Origin of the sequence: Pseudoxanthomonas sp. J31, assembly GCF_000510725.1 — a bacterium.
Classification (GTDB): Bacteria; Pseudomonadota; Gammaproteobacteria; order Xanthomonadales; family Xanthomonadaceae; genus Pseudoxanthomonas.
The window spans coordinates 48,350-63,061 of sequence record NZ_AZNZ01000009.1 but is presented as its reverse complement, the minus strand read 5'-3'; the positions used below and the strand labels follow the sequence as shown (position 1 = coordinate 63,061).

General features: G+C 71.5%; 11 protein-coding genes. 3 read left to right on the top strand and 8 right to left on the bottom strand.

From position 1 onward, the window contains the following. The first annotated feature begins 1 nt into the window (after window position 1). Entirely contained in the window at window positions 2–580 is a 579-nt protein-coding gene (locus tag PSEJ31_RS0110810; RefSeq protein WP_028915458.1) for an aminodeoxychorismate/anthranilate synthase component II, read from the top strand. A 7-nt stretch (window positions 581–587) separates the two neighbouring features. On the opposite strand, the gene PSEJ31_RS0110805 is transcribed toward PSEJ31_RS0110810, so the two are convergent. After that, window positions 588–977 (bottom strand): GtrA family protein, encoded by a 390-nt coding sequence (locus PSEJ31_RS0110805; protein ID WP_019397990.1) that lies wholly within the window; start codon window positions 975–977, stop codon window positions 588–590. A 125-nt stretch (window positions 978–1,102) separates the two neighbouring features. Between PSEJ31_RS0110805 and glmU the strand changes: the two genes are divergently transcribed. Then, window positions 1,103–2,476 carry a bifunctional UDP-N-acetylglucosamine diphosphorylase/glucosamine-1-phosphate N-acetyltransferase GlmU gene (gene glmU, locus PSEJ31_RS0110800; protein WP_019397989.1) on the top strand — a complete coding sequence of 458 codons (1,374 nt, stop codon included), beginning with the start codon at window positions 1,103–1,105 and terminating at the stop codon, window positions 2,474–2,476. Window positions 2,477–2,578: 102 nt separating this feature from the next. Here the strand turns inward: glmU and PSEJ31_RS0110795 are convergent, their stop codons facing one another. From PSEJ31_RS0110795 to PSEJ31_RS0110770, 6 genes are all read right to left on the bottom strand, one after another. Next, window positions 2,579–3,919: an ATP-binding protein gene (locus PSEJ31_RS0110795; protein ID WP_028915457.1), complete on the bottom strand. Its 1,341-nt coding sequence runs from the start codon at window positions 3,917–3,919 to the stop codon at window positions 2,579–2,581. Window positions 3,920–3,924: 5 nt separating this feature from the next. Continuing rightward, a complete protein-coding gene (locus PSEJ31_RS0110790) occupies window positions 3,925–5,262 on the bottom strand; it encodes a sigma-54 dependent transcriptional regulator (protein WP_028915456.1) in 1,338 nt (445 codons plus the stop codon). 73 nt (window positions 5,263–5,335) lie between these two features. Then, window positions 5,336–6,571, bottom strand: a complete 1,236-nt coding sequence (locus PSEJ31_RS0110785) for an FtsX-like permease family protein (protein WP_019397986.1) — start codon at window positions 6,569–6,571, stop codon at window positions 5,336–5,338. Window positions 6,572–6,619: 48 nt separating this feature from the next. Beyond that, complete coding sequence (locus tag PSEJ31_RS0110780; protein ID WP_019397985.1) at window positions 6,620–7,921, bottom strand: ABC transporter permease; 1,302 nt, start codon at window positions 7,919–7,921, stop codon at window positions 6,620–6,622. Between the two features lie 10 nt (window positions 7,922–7,931). Next, complete coding sequence (locus PSEJ31_RS0110775; RefSeq protein WP_019397984.1) at window positions 7,932–8,642, bottom strand: ABC transporter ATP-binding protein; 711 nt, start codon at window positions 8,640–8,642, stop codon at window positions 7,932–7,934. Between the two features lie 155 nt (window positions 8,643–8,797). Next, window positions 8,798–10,069 (bottom strand): efflux RND transporter periplasmic adaptor subunit, encoded by a 1,272-nt coding sequence (locus tag PSEJ31_RS0110770; protein WP_019397983.1) that lies wholly within the window; start codon window positions 10,067–10,069, stop codon window positions 8,798–8,800. A 396-nt stretch (window positions 10,070–10,465) separates the two neighbouring features. Here PSEJ31_RS0110770 and glmS point away from each other — a divergent pair, with 396 nt between their 5' ends. After that, window positions 10,466–12,298 (top strand): glutamine--fructose-6-phosphate transaminase (isomerizing), encoded by a 1,833-nt coding sequence (glmS, locus tag PSEJ31_RS0110765; RefSeq protein ID WP_019397982.1) that lies wholly within the window; start codon window positions 10,466–10,468, stop codon window positions 12,296–12,298. Window positions 12,299–12,400: 102 nt separating this feature from the next. On the opposite strand, the gene metE is transcribed toward glmS, so the two are convergent. After that, the gene (gene metE / locus PSEJ31_RS0110760) at window positions 12,401–14,686 is read right to left on the bottom strand and encodes a 5-methyltetrahydropteroyltriglutamate--homocysteine S-methyltransferase (RefSeq protein ID WP_028915455.1); all 2,286 of its coding nucleotides are present in this window, start codon (window positions 14,684–14,686) and stop codon (window positions 12,401–12,403) included. Window positions 14,687–14,712 lie beyond the last annotated feature (26 nt).

Genomic DNA, 14,712 nt, shown 5'->3' with positions numbered 1-14,712 from the left:
CATGCTGTTGATGATCGACAACTACGACAGCTTCACCTTCAACCTCGTGCAGTACCTGCAGGCGCTGGGGGCGGAGGTGAAGGTGGTGCGCAACGACGCCATGAGCGTCGACCAGATCCGGAAGCTGGCGCCGGAGCGCATCGTGATCTCGCCCGGTCCGTGCACGCCCAACGAGGCGGGCGTGTCGCTGGAGGTGATCGAAGAGCTGGGCGCGACCACCCCGATCCTGGGCGTGTGCCTGGGCCACCAGAGCATCGGCCAGGCCTACGGCGGCAAGGTGGTGCGCGCCGGCAACATCATGCACGGCAAGACCTCGCCGATCCGGCACCAGGGCAAGGGCGTGTTCGCCGGCCTGCCGGACGGCTACGAGGCCACCCGCTACCACTCGCTGGTGGTGGAGAAGGATTCGCTGCCGGACTGCCTGGAGATCACCGCCTGGACCGAGAACCCGGACGGTTCGATGGAGGAGATCATGGGCCTGCGCCACCGCGAGCATCCGGTGGAGGGCGTGCAGTTCCACCCCGAGTCGATCCTGACCCAGCACGGCCACGCCCTGCTGCGCAACTTCCTCCAGCGCTAGAGGCGCCTCAGCGGTACACCACCCGGCGCAGCAGGAAGAAGGTCACCACCGCCAGGCCGCCCTCGACCACCGGCTTGGCCATCCACGCCCAGCGCAGGCCCAGCTGCTGCTCGACCGTGTTGACCAGCAGAGTGCTGGCGATGGTCATGGTGATCCACAGCAGGCCGAAGCGGCCGAAGCGGCGCCAGCCCAGGCGCGCGCCGTCGCCGCCGGCGAAGGTGTAGCGGCCGTTGAGCCAGAAGCCGAGCATGGCGCCGGTGGTGCGGCCCAGCAGGTTGGCCGGCACCGCATGCAGGCCCAGCGCGGTGGCGGCCACGAACACCGCCCAGTCGACCACCAGTTGCAGCAGTCCGAAGGCGATGTACTGGCTGCCCTGGCGCAGGAGGAGCGTTCGCACGGCGGATCCGGAGGCTGGAGACGGGGCGAAGTCTAAACCGGCGCCCTGCGCGGATCGTGAACCGTGGGGTCGCCGCGCCGCGAGGGATAGAATCATGGCCCTTTCCGCACAGTAGACGCCGCTCCATGACCCAGCCCCTGCACGTGGTGATCCTCGCCGCCGGCGAGGGCAAGCGCATGAAATCGGCCCTGCCCAAGGTGCTGCAGCCGGTAGGCGGGCGGCCGATGCTGGCGCACGTGATCGACACCGCGCGCCGGCTGCAGCCGGCCGGCATCCACGTGGTCTACGGGCACGGCGGCGACGCGGTGCGCGCGGCCTTCGCCGGCCAGGACGACCTGGCCTGGGCCGAGCAGGCCCGCCAGCTGGGCACGGGCCACGCCGTGCAGCAGGCCATGCCCGGCATCCCCGAGCTGGCCGACGTGCTGGTGCTGTACGGCGACGTGCCGCTGACCTCGGCCGACACCCTGCGCCGCCTGCTGCAGGCCGACGGCCTGCTGCGCGTGCTGGTGGCCGAGCCGGCCGACCCGACCGGCTACGGCCGCATCGTGCGCGACCCGCAGGGGCGGGTGGCGAAGATCGTCGAGCACCGCGACGCCAGCGACGAGGAGCGCCGCATCGGCATCGTCAACACCGGCATCATCGCCGCCGAGTCCGACGCGCTGAAGCGCTGGCTGGCGCGGCTGTCCAACGAGAACGCGCAGGGCGAGTACTACCTCACCGACGTGTTCGCCATGGCCGCGGCCGAGTACAACCCGGCGGAGATCGTGCTGGTCGAGGATCCGATCGAGGCCGAGGGCGCCAACGACCCCTGGCAGCTGGCGCAGCTGGAGCGCGCCTACCAGCTGCGGCGCGCGCGCGAACTTTGCCTGGCCGGCGCGCGCCTGCTGGACCCGGCGCGGGTCGAGCAGCGCGGCACGGTGAAGGTGGGGCGCGACGTGGAGATCGACGTCGACGTGGTGCTGGAGGGCGAGGTCGAGCTGGGCGACGGCGTGCGCATCGGTCCGTTCGTGCGCCTGAAGGACGTGCGCCTGGGCCCGGGCACCGAGGTGCTGGCGCACTGCGACCTGGAAGGCGTGGTCACCGAGGGCGCCGTGCACATCGGCCCGTTCGCGCGCCTGCGCCCGGGCACGGTGCTGGCCGACGGCGTGCGCATCGGCAACTTCGTGGAGACCAAGAAGGTGGTGCTGGGCGTGGGCAGCAAGGCCAACCACCTCACCTACCTGGGCGACACCACGGTGGGCGCGGGGGTGAACATCGGCGCCGGCACCATCACCTGCAACTACGACGGGGTGAACAAGTCGGCCACGGTGATCGGCGACGGCGCCTTCATCGGCTCCAATTCGGCCCTGGTGGCGCCGGTGGAGATCGGCGCCGGCGCGACGATCGGCGCCGGTTCGGTGATCACCCGCAACGCCCCGGCCGACGCCCTGACCGTCTCGCGCGCGCGCCAGACCACGGTCGAAGGCTGGAAGCGCCCGGTGAAGAAGCCGAAGGCGTAGAGGATCGCGCTTCAAGGTGGCCGGGCCGTGGCGACGGCCCGGGCCTCGCCACGGTCCAGGGGCGCGGCGGCACGGCCGGAAGCCGCATCCGGGGCCGCGCCCTCACTGCTCCGGCAGCATCACCGCCACGCACAGGCCGCCGTCGGCGCGGTTCTGCAGCGACAGGCGGCCGCCGTGGGCCTCGACGATCTCGCGGGTCAGGGCCAGGCCCAGGCCGGTGCCGTTGCGCTTGGTCGAGTAGAACGGCAGCAGCGCGTTCTGCAGCACCGCCTCGTTCATGCCCGGGCCGCGGTCCAGCACTTCCAGCCGGGTCCAGCCCGGCAACCGGCGCAGGCGCACCTGGACCTGGGTGTTGCCGGCTTCCTCGCCGGCCTCGTGCGCGTTCTTCAGCAGGTTGAGCAGGGCCTGCTCCATCTGCGCCGGATCCACCCGCGCGCGCAGGTCGGCGGCCATGCCGTCCAGCTCGAAACCGATCTGGCGCTGCAGCCGCGCCAGGAAGTCCTCCCAGTCCACCGCCTGCAGCTGCGGCTGCGGCAGCTTGGCGAAGCGCGCGTAGCCACGGATGAAGCCCTCCAGGTGGCGGGCACGGTCCTCGATGGTGGAGAACACCTCGGCCAGGCGCTCGTGGCGGCCGCGCCGCACCAGCTCGGCGCCGGAGTGGGCCAACGAGGCGATCGGCGCCAGCGAGTTGTTGAGCTCGTGGCTGATCACCCGGATCACCTTCTTCCAGGTCTGCACCTCCTGGCGGCGCAGTTCGGGGGTGAGCAGGCGCAGCAGCAGCAGTTCGTGGTGGCGGCCATTGAGGGTGAAGCGGCGGCGCGAGAGGTGGTAGACCTCTTCCCCGGCGTCGTCCTCCGCGCCTTCCGGGCTGACCCCGAACAGGCTGTCGCCGCCGCGCGCCACCGCCTCGCGCAGCTCCGCCGGCAGCCCCTCGAGCACGCTCTCCAGGCGCTGTCCTTCCAGCTTGCGGCCGTCGTTGAGCAGCTTGCGCGCGGCCAGGTTGGCGTAGACCACCCGGGCCACGCCGTCGCCGCCGTCGGCCCACAGCAGCATCGCCACCGGGGTGTTCTGGACCATGGTGTCCAGCAGCAGTTCGCGCTGCACCAGGTCCTGGCGCTGGCGGCGCAGGACCTCGCCCAGCTCGCGGTGGGCACGCACCAGGTTGCCGACCTCGTCGCGGCTGCTCCAGTGCACGCCGAAGTTGAACTCGCCGTCGCGGTAGGTGTTGACGCTGCCGGACAGGGCGCGGAACAGCGCCCGCAGCGGGGACAGGGCGCGGTAAAGGCTCAGCCACATCAGCCCCAGCAGCACGACCACCGACACGCTGGCCAGGACCCAGCCGTGGTCGATCCAGTAGGCCGCGGTCCAGGGCAGGGCGGCGGCCAGCGCCAGCACCGGCAGCAGGCGCAGGAACAGGTGCAGGGTGAGGGTGCGGCGGACCATCCGGATCAGGAACTCTTTAGTCCATGGCGCTCCATGCGCCGGTACAGCGCCTGGCGGCTCATGCCCAGTTCCGCGGCGGCCTGGGCGATCACCCCGCCGGCACGCTGCAGGGCGGCCTCGATCTGCTCGCGTTCCGGCTCCCGCGCCGGCGCCGGGCGCGCGGCCTGCGCGCGTGGCAGGGCCAGGTCGTCCGGCTCGATCCGCGGGCCGGTGGCCAGCAGCTGCGCGCGCTGGATCACGTTGCGCAGCTCGCGCACGTTGCCCGGCCAGGAATGGCGCTGCAGCGCCGCGACCGCCGCCGGCGACAGCGGCTTGCCGCCGGCGCCGAAGTGCTCGGCCAGCGGCAGCACGTCGCCGGGACGCTCGCCCAGCGGCGGCATCGACAGCTCGATGGTGTTGAGCCGGTAGTACAGGTCCTCGCGGAACCCGCCCTCGCGGATCATCGCCGGCAGGTCGGCATTGGTCGCGCTGACCACGCGTACCCGCACCTGGCGTTCGCGGTTGGAGCCGAGCCGGGCGAAGCGGCCGGTCTCCAGCACCCGCAGCAGCTTCATCTGCCCGGCCGGCGGCAGGTTCCCGATCTCGTCCAGGAACAGGGTGCCGCCGTCGGCGGCCTCGAACTTGCCCTCGCGCGCCTTGTTGGCGCCGGTGTAGGCCCCGGCCTCGGCGCCGAACAGCTCGGCCTCGATCAGGTCGGCCGGCAGCGCACCGCAGTTGACGGTCAAGAACGGGCCGTCGCGCACCGCGGAGTTGGCCTGGATGATCTCGGCGATCTTCTCCTTGCCGCTGCCGTTGGGGCCGGTGATCAGCACCGGCAGGTCCGAGCGCGCCACCTGGCAGGCCAGGGCCACCACGCGCTCGCTGGCCGGGTCGGCGAACACCGCCCCGCGCAGGTCGTAGCGGCGGGCCAGGTCCTCGCGCCGGCGGCGCTCGCCGCGGCGGCGCTGGTCCAGCTCGCGGCGGGCCTCGGACAGTTCCAGCAGGTTGTTGACCGTGGCCAGCAGCTTGGCGTCCTGCCAGGGTTTGGCCAGGTAGTCGGCGGCACCGGCCTTGACCAGCTCCACCGCGCTCTCCAGGTGGGTCCAGGCGGTCAGCAGGATCACCGGCAGGTCCGGGTGCCGCTCGCGGATGGCCGCGAACAGCGCCCGGCCCTCGTCGCCGGAGGTGGTATCTGCGGTGAAGTTCATGTCCTGGATCACCAGGTCCACCGGCTCGCGCTCCAGCAGCGCCAGTCCCTCCTCCGGGCCGATGGCGTGCACGGTGGCGATGTCGTGCAGGGAGAACAGCACTTCCAGCGCGGTGGCGACCGCGGGGTTGTCGTCGATGACCAGGATGGCGGACATGGAGGAGGGCGGGAGGGAAAGCGCCGATCGTAGCGCCCGCCGGAGGCCCCGGTGGAGGGCCGCCGGTCGGGAATCAGACGCTGCGGGTGGCGGTGGCCGGCGGGATCGAGGCCGCGCGCTTCGCCGGCGCGTACACCGCCAGCTGGCCCAGGCCCCAAAGCAGCAGCGCGCCCACCGGCAGGTAGTACAGCGGCAGCCGCGCCAGGTCGTACTTACCCATCAGCACCTGGTTGATCGCGAACGCCAGCAGCATGCCCAGGGCGATGCCGATGCTGGCCAGCAGGAAGTTCTCGGTCTGGAAGTAGCGCAGCACCTGGCCGCGGGTGGCGCCAAGCGCGCGGCGGATGCCGATCTGCTTGGTGCGCTGCTGCACCCAGAAGCTGGCCAGGCCGATGATGCCCAGCGCGGTGATCAGCAGCAGGGCCACGCACACCGTGCCCAGCAGCCAGGCCATCGAGCGCGGGCCGCTGTGGAAGTCGCGGCGCATCTCCTCCAGGGTGCGGCTGTTCTCCTCCAGCAGGATGCGGTCGTTGCCGCCGTCGCGCAGGACCTTCTTGGCCGCCTCCAGCACCTCGGCGCGGCGCTCGGGCGAGGTGCGCACCAGGTAGTTGCCGGCGAGGTTGTAGTGCGGGCGCAGCGGGAAGACGATCGAGTACTCGCGGCCGGTGGGGCCGCCCATGGTGTTGGGCCGCACCAGGTGCTCGAGCACGCCGATCACGCGGGTCGGGGATTCGGACCAGGAATAGAACTCCTTGCCGATCGGGTCCTGGCCCGGGAACAGGCGCTCGGCCAGGGCGCGGGTGATGATCGCGACCGGGACGGTGTCGTCGACGGCGCCGCGGTCCAGCAGGTCCACCGCCTCGCGGTACTCGTCGGCGTTGAAGTCGCGGCCGGCCACGAGCTTCAGGCCCAGGGTCTCCATGAACTGGTCCTCGGCCAGGTAGGTGGTGGCGTTGAGCATCGGCCGCTGGTCTTCCCGCTTCAGGCGCACGCCGCTGTTCCAGGACGACCAGCCGTAGGGCACCTGGTTGATCACCGTGGCGTCCTTGACCCCGGGGATGGCGCGCAGCGCGGCCAGGTCGGTGCGGGTGCGGGCCTGCTGGGAGGGGTCGTCGCCGATGCTGACGATCTGCAGCCGCACCAGCTCGTCCTCGGCCAGGCCGCTGACCTCGAACACCTGGCGGATGCGGTCGTTGATCATGAACAGCGAGTTGCAGATGATCGCGCAGGTCAGGGCGATCTCCACCACGATCAGCGCGGCGGCGGTCTTGTGCCGGCGCAGGGTGGACAGGATGGGACGGATTTCCATGGTCTGTCTCCGGGGAGGCCGCGCGGCCTTCCGTCGTGGAAGTGGGGGTTACTGGGACTTGAGCTGGATCGCCGGGGCGACCTGCATCGCGCGCCAGGCGGGCACCACGCCGGCCAGCACGCTGGAGGCGACCGCCAGCACGAAGGTGAGCAGCAGCATCCAGCCGTCCAGGTGGGCGAGGTTGGCGTAGCTGGCCGGCTGCTGGCGCACGCCCCACAGCCCAAGCATGGCCAGGCCCAGGCCCAGCACGCCGCCGAACAGGCCCACGGTGCCGGCCTCGACCAGGCACTGGGCGAAGATCGCCCCGCGCGAGGCGCCCAGGGCGCGGCGCACGCCGATCTCGCTGCCGCGCCGCAGGAACTTGGCCAGGAGCAGGCCGATGGTGTTGACCAGGCACACCAGCAGGAAGCCGAAGCCCAGCCACAGCTGCATCACCACGTCCTGCGGCACGACCCGGTTGTACTCCAGCAGCTCCATCACGTTGCGCAGGCGCACGTTGGTCGGCCGCTCGAAGCGCCCGGCCGCGCGCTGCTGGTCGGAGTAATTGACCAGGTAGTCGCGGTAGGCGGCGGCCTGCGCCGGGGACTCCAGCTCCACCCAGTACTGCATCCAGGCGCAGGGGGCGTTGGGGCCGGTGGAGTCGCCGCCGGTGTCGCCCCAGCAGTCGATGTTGCCCTGGCGGTCCAGGTTGAGGTCGCGCGAGGTGGAGAAGGGCAGGAACACGCCCTCGGTCTCGGCGAAGCGGTCGTTGGTCAGGTCGTAGAAGCGCGGGGTCGGGCGCCACTGGTCGACCACGCCGACCACGGTGAACTCGGTGCGGTCCAGCAGCACCCGCTGGCCGACGCTGTTGCCGCCGCCGAACAGGCGCTCGTTGGTCTCCTTGCCCAGCACCACCACGCGCGCGCGGGCGTCGTCGTCGCCGCTGCTCCAGCCGCTGCCGTACAGCATCGGCACCTCGAACATCGGGAAGAAGTCGGCGCTGGCGAAGCGCGCGGCGCTGGTGAACGGCGCCTGGCCGCTGCGCTCGGGCGTGATCTTGACGAAGCCGCCGGTGGTCAGCGCCTGGCGCGGCGCGCGCTTCTCCCGCAGCAGGGCTTCGGCGTCGTAGCGGGTCAGCTGGTCGTTGGGCTCCTCGCCGGGGGTGTAGCCGTCGCGGCTGGCCGCGTCCAGCTGCACGTAGAACAGCCGGTCGCTCTTGGACGGGATCGGGTCGCCGGACAGCACCCGGAACACGGTCAGGGTGGTCATGCACGCGCCGATGCCCAGGGCGACCGCCAGCACCATCAGCGCGGTCAGCGCCCGGTCGCGGCGGAAGCTGCGCAGGGCCAGGTTGAAGTAGTAGGCGAACATGGCGGTCTCCTCAGGCGACCGCGGCGCGGTGCAGCCGGCCCTGGGCGGGTTCCAGCGACAGGTCGGTGGCCACGCCGTCGACGATGTGCACGTTGCGCTGGGCGCGCGCGGCCAGCTCCGGGTCGTGGGTCACCATCACGATGGTGGTGCCTTCGGCGTTGATCTGCTCCAGCAGCTCCATCACCCCGCGCGCCATCTGCGAGTCCAGGTTGCCGGTCGGCTCGTCGGCCAGCAGCAGGCGCGGCTCGCCGGCCAGGGCGCGGGCGATGGCCACGCGCTGCTGCTGGCCGCCGGACAGCTCCGAGGGGTAGTGGTGCATGCGCGAGGCCAGGCCCACCTGCGACAGCGCCTTCTCGATCCGCTGCCTGCGCTCGGCCGCCGGCAGCCCGCGGTAGCGCAGCGGCACGTCGACGTTGTCGAACAGGTTGAGGTCCGGGATCAGGTTGAAGCCCTGGAAGATGAAGCCGATCTTGCGGTTGCGCAGGCGGCTGCGGGCGTCGTCGGACAGGCCGCGGACGTTCTCGCCGTCCAGCAGGTAGTCGCCGGAGTCGAAGGTCTCCAGCAGCCCGGCGATGTTGAGGAAGGTGGTCTTTCCGGATCCGGAGGGGCCGGTGACCGCGACGAACTCGCCCTCGCGCACGTGCAGGTCGAGCGAGCGCAGGGCATGGGTTTCGACCATCGCGGTGCGGTAGACCTTGGAGACCTGGCGCATTTCCAGCATGGCGTTGTCCTCGTGACTGGTGATTGGTGATTGGTGATTGGTGATTGGTGGTTCGACTGGTGATTCGATTGGTGGCCCGGGTTGGCTGGTGACCGGGTTGCGCCATTGCCTGCGCCCCTTCGAATCACCCGTCACCAATGACGGATCACCGGCCATCAACGGATGGCTACTTTCTCGGCATCGCCGAACTGGTCGGCGCCGGAGACCACGATGCGGTCGCCTTCCCTGGCGCCGGAGACGATCTCCACGTAGCCCAGGCTGCTGACGCCGGTCTGCACCGGGCGGCGTTCGGCGCTGCGGCCGTTGACCACCCAGGCGTAGCCGCCGCCGCCCTGCTCCAGGAACGGGCCGCGCTCGACCATCAGCACGTCCTCGCGGGTGTCCAGCACGATCCGCACCGACAGGCGCTGGTTCTGGCGCAGGCCCGGCGGCTGCTGGCCCTCGTCGAAGCGCAGGCGCGCGGTGACCTCGCCGTTGACCACCTCCGGCGACACCGCCGAAACCTTGGCCGGCCACGGCTTGCCCTGGCTGGTGACCTGCGCCGGCACGCCGATGCCCAGGTCGCGGGCGAAGCTCTCCGGCACCCGGATCTCGACCTCGAACTCGCTCAGGTCCACCACGCTCAGGATCGGCGCGTTGATCGCCACGTTGGTGCCCTGCGCGACCTGCACCTGGCCGACCTGGCCGTCGAACGGGGCGCGCACGGTCAGCAGCTCGACCTGGCGCTGCAGCTCGGCCACCACCGCCTTCTGGCGGTCGGCCAGCAGGCGCTTGTTGCGTGCGTCCAGGGCCGCGGCCTGTTCCTGCAGGCGGGCGTCGCTGCGCGCCGCCTCCAGGCCGATGCGCGCCTTTTCCAGCTCGTCCTGCGCGCGGGCCAGCTCGTTGTTGGACACCGCACCGCCGGCATGGGCGCGCTCGTAGCGCTCCAGGTCGCGCTGGGCGGCGACATGGTCGATCTGCGCCTGGTCGCGCGCCTTGCTCGCGTTGAGGCTGGCGATGCGCGCGTCCAGCTGGGCGCGGCTGGCCTCGGCCTCCATGCCGGCCAGGGTGGATTCCTCCTGGGCCAGGCGGCTGCGCAGCTCGGGGCTGTCGATCACCGCCAGCACCTGGCCCTTCTCGACCACGTCGCCGGCCACCACCTTCAGCGACACGGTGCCGCCGGCCACCGCGTACAGCACCGGGCTGTTGGCGGTGATCACTTTGCCGTCGGCCGACAGGTCGCGGACCAGGTCGCCGCGCTTGACCTCGGCGATGCGGATGCGCGAGGCATCATAGGAACGGGAGCCGGCGCTCCAGCCGGAAACCACCCAGCCGCCGAGCGCGAGCAGGACCAGGGCGCCGGCGCCCGCCGGCAGCCAGCGGCGCAGGGCCGCGGCGCGGCCGGTGTGGGAGAGGGGACGGTCCTGGGCAGAGGTGTCGCGGATCATCGTGTGGTGGCGGATGTGTTGGGTACGCGCTACCAAAGCAGGACGCGTGCCAATCGCAACCCATTGATCCGTAAGCGTGTCTTCGCTGGCGCGGGTGTCCGCTGTGTCCGCCGGACAGCTGTCCGGACACTGCTCCCGGAGCGCGGACACCCGGACGCGCGCCGCGGCCGGAGCGGCACGCGCGGGATCCAGGGCCGGGCCCGGGCTGCCGCGGTCGGCCCCGCGCGGATGCGACCGCCGCCACGGCGCGCACTGCGGGCGCAGGGCCGGCGCGCCAGCGGCAGCCGTGCGCCTTACCGCCGCCTGACTGCGCCCGTGCGCGGCGGACGGGGCCAGCGCCGGCCGGACCGTACGCTCCGGTAGAATCGCGGGCCTGTTTCTGCTTGGAAGAACGGCATGTGCGGCATCGTTGGCGCGATCGCGGATCGCGATGTGGTTCCGGTCCTGGTCGAGGGCCTCAAGCGCCTGGAGTACCGCGGCTATGACTCTTCCGGCATCGCCGTCGCCGATCCGGACAGCGTGCGCCGGGTGCGTCGCACCGGCCGCGTGGCGGAGATGGAGCAGGCGGCCCTCGCCGAGGGCTTCCACGGCGTGCTCGGCATCGGCCACACCCGCTGGGCCACCCACGGCGGGGTGACCGAGGCCAATGCCCACCCGCACATCAGCCACGGCGAGCTGGCGCTGGTCCACAACGGCATCATCGAGAACCACGAGGAACAGCGCGAGCGGCTCAAGGCGCTGGGCTACCAGTTCGAGTCGCAGACCGATACCGAGGTCATCGCCCACCTGATCCACCACCACATGGCCCAGGGCCGCGACCTGCTGGGCGCGCTGCAGGCCGCGGTGAAGGAGCTCACCGGTGCCTACGCCCTGGCCGTGCTCAGCCGCCGCGAGCCGGACCGCCTGGTCGGCGCGCGCATGGGCTGCCCGCTGCTGGTCGGCCTGGGCGAGGGCGAGAACTTCCTGGCCTCGGACGTGTCGGCCATCGTCCAGGCGACCCGCCGGGTGGTCTTCCTGGAGGAGGGCGACACCGCCGAGATCCGCCGCGAGGGCGTGCGCGTGTTCGACGCGGCCGACCGCGAGGTGGCCCGCGAGGTGCACGTGTCCGACGTCTCGCTGGCCTCGCTGGAACTGGGGCCGTACCGGCACTTCATGCAGAAGGAGATCCACGAGCAGCCGCGCGCCATCGCCGACACCGTCGAGGCGGTGATCGACGCCGGCAGCTTCCAGCCGACCCTGTTCGGCGCCAATGCCGAACAGGTGCTGCGCAAGGTCAAGGGCGTGCAGATCCTGGCCTGCGGCACCAGCTACTACGCCGGCCTGACCGCGCGCTACTGGATCGAGGCCATCGCCGGCCTGCCCTGCAACGTGGAGATCGCCAGCGAGTACCGCTACCGCGACGCCTACGCCGACCCGGACTACCTGGTGGTCACCATCTCCCAGTCCGGCGAGACCCTGGACACGATGGAGGCGCTCAAGTACGCCAAGTCGCTGGGCCACCGCCACACGCTGTCGATCTGCAACGTGCCCGAGAGCGCGATCCCGCGCGCCAGCGAGCTGGTCTGCTACACCCGCGCCGGCGCCGAGATCGGCGTGGCCTCGACCAAGGCCTTCACCACCCAGCTGGCGGCGCTGTTCCAGCTGACCGTGGTGCTGGGCAAGCTGCACGGCCGGGTCACCGCCGAACAGGAGGCCGGCTACCTGGAGCAACTGCGCATGCTGCCGGGCAGCGTGCAGCACGCGCTGAACCTGGAGCCGCAGATCCAGGTCTGGGCCGAGCGCTTCGCCGCCAAGCAGAACGCCCTGTTCCTGGGCCGCGGCCTGCACTACCCGATCGCCCTGGAAGGCGCGCTCAAGCTCAAGGAAATCTCCTACATCCACGCCGAGGCCTATCCGGCCGGCGAGCTCAAGCACGGCCCGCTGGCGCTGGTGGACGCGGCCATGCCGGTGGTGGTGATCGCCCCGAACGACCGCCTGCTGGAAAAGGTCAAGTCCAACATGCAGGAAGTGCGCGCCCGCGGCGGCGAGCTGTTCGTGTTCGCCGACCAGGACAGCAACTTCACCGCCTCCGAGGGCGTGCACGTGATCCGCACCCCGCGCCATGCCGGCGTGCTGAGCCCGGTGATCCACACCATCCCGGTGCAGCTGCTGGCCTACCACACCGCCCTGGCCCGCGGCACCGACGTGGACAAGCCGCGCAACCTGGCCAAGTCGGTCACGGTCGAGTAGCCGGCATCGGCCGGGGCGGCGCGGGTGCGCTGCACCGCGCCGGGCGCCATGGCCCCCGGCGCGGCCCGCGGCAGGGTGGCGCGGTGACGCCACCCCGCCGCGTCACCGGGCGGCCGATTCGCGCATGACCATGGCCGCCTCGACCATCCTGCGCAGCGCCAGGTCCGTTTCCTCCCAGCCGCGTGTCTTCAGCCCGCAGTCCGGGTTCACCCACAGCTGGTCCGGCGCCAGCACCTCCCGCGCCTTGCCGAGCAGTTCCACCATCTCGGCGGTGGTGGGGATGCGCGGGGAGTGGATGTCGTACACGCCCGGGCCGATCTGGTTGGGGTAGCGGAACCTGGCGAAGGCATCCAGCAGCTCCATCCGCGAGCGCGAGGTCTCGATCGAGATCACGTCCGCGTCCATCGCCGCCACCGCCTGGATGATGTCGTTGAATTCGGCGTAGCACATGTGGGTGTGGATCTGGGTGGCATCGTCCACCCCGGACGCGCACAGGCGGAAGCATTCGACCGCCCATTCCAGGTAGGCGTCCCAGTGCGCGCGCCGCAGTGGCAGCCCCTCGCGCAGGGCCGGTTCGTCGATCTGGATCACCCGGATGCCGGCCGCCTCCAGGTCCAGGACTTCGTCGCGCAGGGCCAGTGCGATCTGCCTGCAGGTGTCCGCGCGCGGCTGGTCGTCGCGCACGAACGACCACTGCATCAGGGTCACCGGGCCGGTGAGCATGCCCTTGACCGGGCGCGAGGTCAGCGACTGGGCGTACCGCGCCCAGCGCACCGTCATCGGCGCCGGCCGCGCCACGTCACCGAAGATCACCGGGGGTTTCACGCAACGGCTGCCGTAGCTCTGCACCCAGCCCCGCCTGGTGAACGCGAAGCCGTCCAGCTGTTCGCCGAAATACTCGACCATGTCGTTGCGCTCGAACTCGCCGTGGACCAGGACGTCGATCCCGACCTGCTCCTGGAAGCGCACGCACTGTTCGGTCTGCGCCTCCAGGAACGCCTCATAGGCCGCCCCCTCCAGCTTGCCCGACTTGAACTTCGCCCGCGCCTCGCGCACCTGGCGGGTCTGCGGGAAGGAGCCGATGGTCGTGGTCGGGTACGGCGGCAATGCCAGGGCCGCCTGCTGGGCCTGGCGGCGCGCCGGGTAGGGCGAGCCACGTTGTGCCAGGGCCGGGCTGATCGTGGCCAGGCGCTGCGCCACCTCCGGCCGGTGCACGCGCGTGGAGGCGCGGCGCGAGGCGTGGCGCAGGCGTGCGTCCTCCAGCGCGGCCTCGGCACCGGGGTGGCCATCCAGGGCATCGGCCAGCACCCGGATCTCGCCGAGCTTCTGCTTGGCGAAGGACAGCCAGGAGCGCAGTTCCGGATCCAGGCCGTTCTCGGCGTCCAGGTCCACCGGCACGTGCAGCAGCGAACACGACGGCGCCAGGCACACGTTGTCCGCGCCGAGCCGGGTGCGCGCGTACCGCGCCAGCAGCAGCGCGTTGTCCAGGCGCGTGCGCCATACGTTGCGCCCGTCCACCAGGCCCAGCGACAGCATGCGCCCGGGCGGCAGCGCATCCAGCGCCGCTTCCAGCTGCTCGGGGGCGCGGACCAGGTCCAGGTGCAGGCCGTCCACCGGCAGCGATGCGGCCAGCTGCAGGTTGTCGCCGAGCGCGCCGAAGTAGGAGGCGAGCATCAGTTTCGGCCGGGGGCCGGCTGCCAGAGCCGCATAGGCCCGGCGGCAGGCGTCGCGAACCGGCTCCGGCAGGTCCAGCACCAGGGCCGGCTCGTCGACCTGGACCCAGCCCGCGCCCGCCGCGTGCAGTTTCTCCAGCAGCTGCACATAGGCCGGGACCAGCCGGTCCAGCAGCGCGAAGCGGTCGCTGCCGTCGACCGTCTTGGACAGCCACAGGAAGGTGACCGGCCCGATCAGGACCGGCCGGGTCTCGATGCCGAGCCTGCGCGCCTCCAGGTACTGCGCCACCGGCGTGTCGCCGCGCAGGGCGAAGTCCTGGCCGGCCTCCAGCTCGGGCACGAGGTAGTGGTAGTTGGTGTCGAACCACTTGGTCATCTCCAGCGCGTGCAGGTCGATGCCCGGGCGCTGCAGTCCGCGCGCCATGGCGAAGTAGCCGGCCAGCGGTGCCGCCTCGACCACGGCGCGGTAGCGCCGGGGGATCGCGTCGAACAGCAACGCCGTGTCCAGGACCTGGTCGTACAGCGAGAAGTCGTTGGAGGGCGGCAGGTCGATGCCGGCCTCCCGTTGCAGCCGCCAGTGGCGGGCGCGCAGCTCCCGCGCGGTGTCGAGCAGTTGCGTGGCGGGCAGCTCGCCGCGCCAGTGGGCTTCCAGGGCCTGCTTCAGTTCGCGGCGTGGCCCGATGCGGGGAAAGCCGAGGTTGGTGGTCAGTGTCATCGATGTGATTCCTCATGCGTGGACGA

What these genes read in the sequence shown, in the direction of transcription:
- PSEJ31_RS0110810 (WP_028915458.1), top strand. Translation starts at nt 2, where the DNA reads ATGCTGTTGATGATCGACAACTACGACAGCTTCACCTTCAACCTCGTG.
- glmU (WP_019397989.1), top strand. Translation starts at nt 1,103, where the DNA reads ATGACCCAGCCCCTGCACGTGGTGATCCTCGCCGCCGGCGAGGGCAAG.
- PSEJ31_RS0110795 (WP_028915457.1), bottom strand. Translation starts at nt 3,919, where the DNA reads ATGGTCCGCCGCACCCTCACCCTGCACCTGTTCCTGCGCCTGCTGCCG.
- PSEJ31_RS0110790 (WP_028915456.1), bottom strand. Translation starts at nt 5,262, where the DNA reads ATGTCCGCCATCCTGGTCATCGACGACAACCCCGCGGTCGCCACCGCG.
- PSEJ31_RS0110785 (WP_019397986.1), bottom strand. Translation starts at nt 6,571, where the DNA reads ATGGAAATCCGTCCCATCCTGTCCACCCTGCGCCGGCACAAGACCGCC.
- PSEJ31_RS0110780 (WP_019397985.1), bottom strand. Translation starts at nt 7,921, where the DNA reads ATGTTCGCCTACTACTTCAACCTGGCCCTGCGCAGCTTCCGCCGCGAC.
- PSEJ31_RS0110775 (WP_019397984.1), bottom strand. Translation starts at nt 8,642, where the DNA reads ATGCTGGAAATGCGCCAGGTCTCCAAGGTCTACCGCACCGCGATGGTC.
- PSEJ31_RS0110770 (WP_019397983.1), bottom strand. Translation starts at nt 10,069, where the DNA reads ATGATCCGCGACACCTCTGCCCAGGACCGTCCCCTCTCCCACACCGGC.
- glmS (WP_019397982.1), top strand. Translation starts at nt 10,466, where the DNA reads ATGTGCGGCATCGTTGGCGCGATCGCGGATCGCGATGTGGTTCCGGTC.
- metE (WP_028915455.1), bottom strand. Translation starts at nt 14,686, where the DNA reads ATGACACTGACCACCAACCTCGGCTTTCCCCGCATCGGGCCACGCCGC.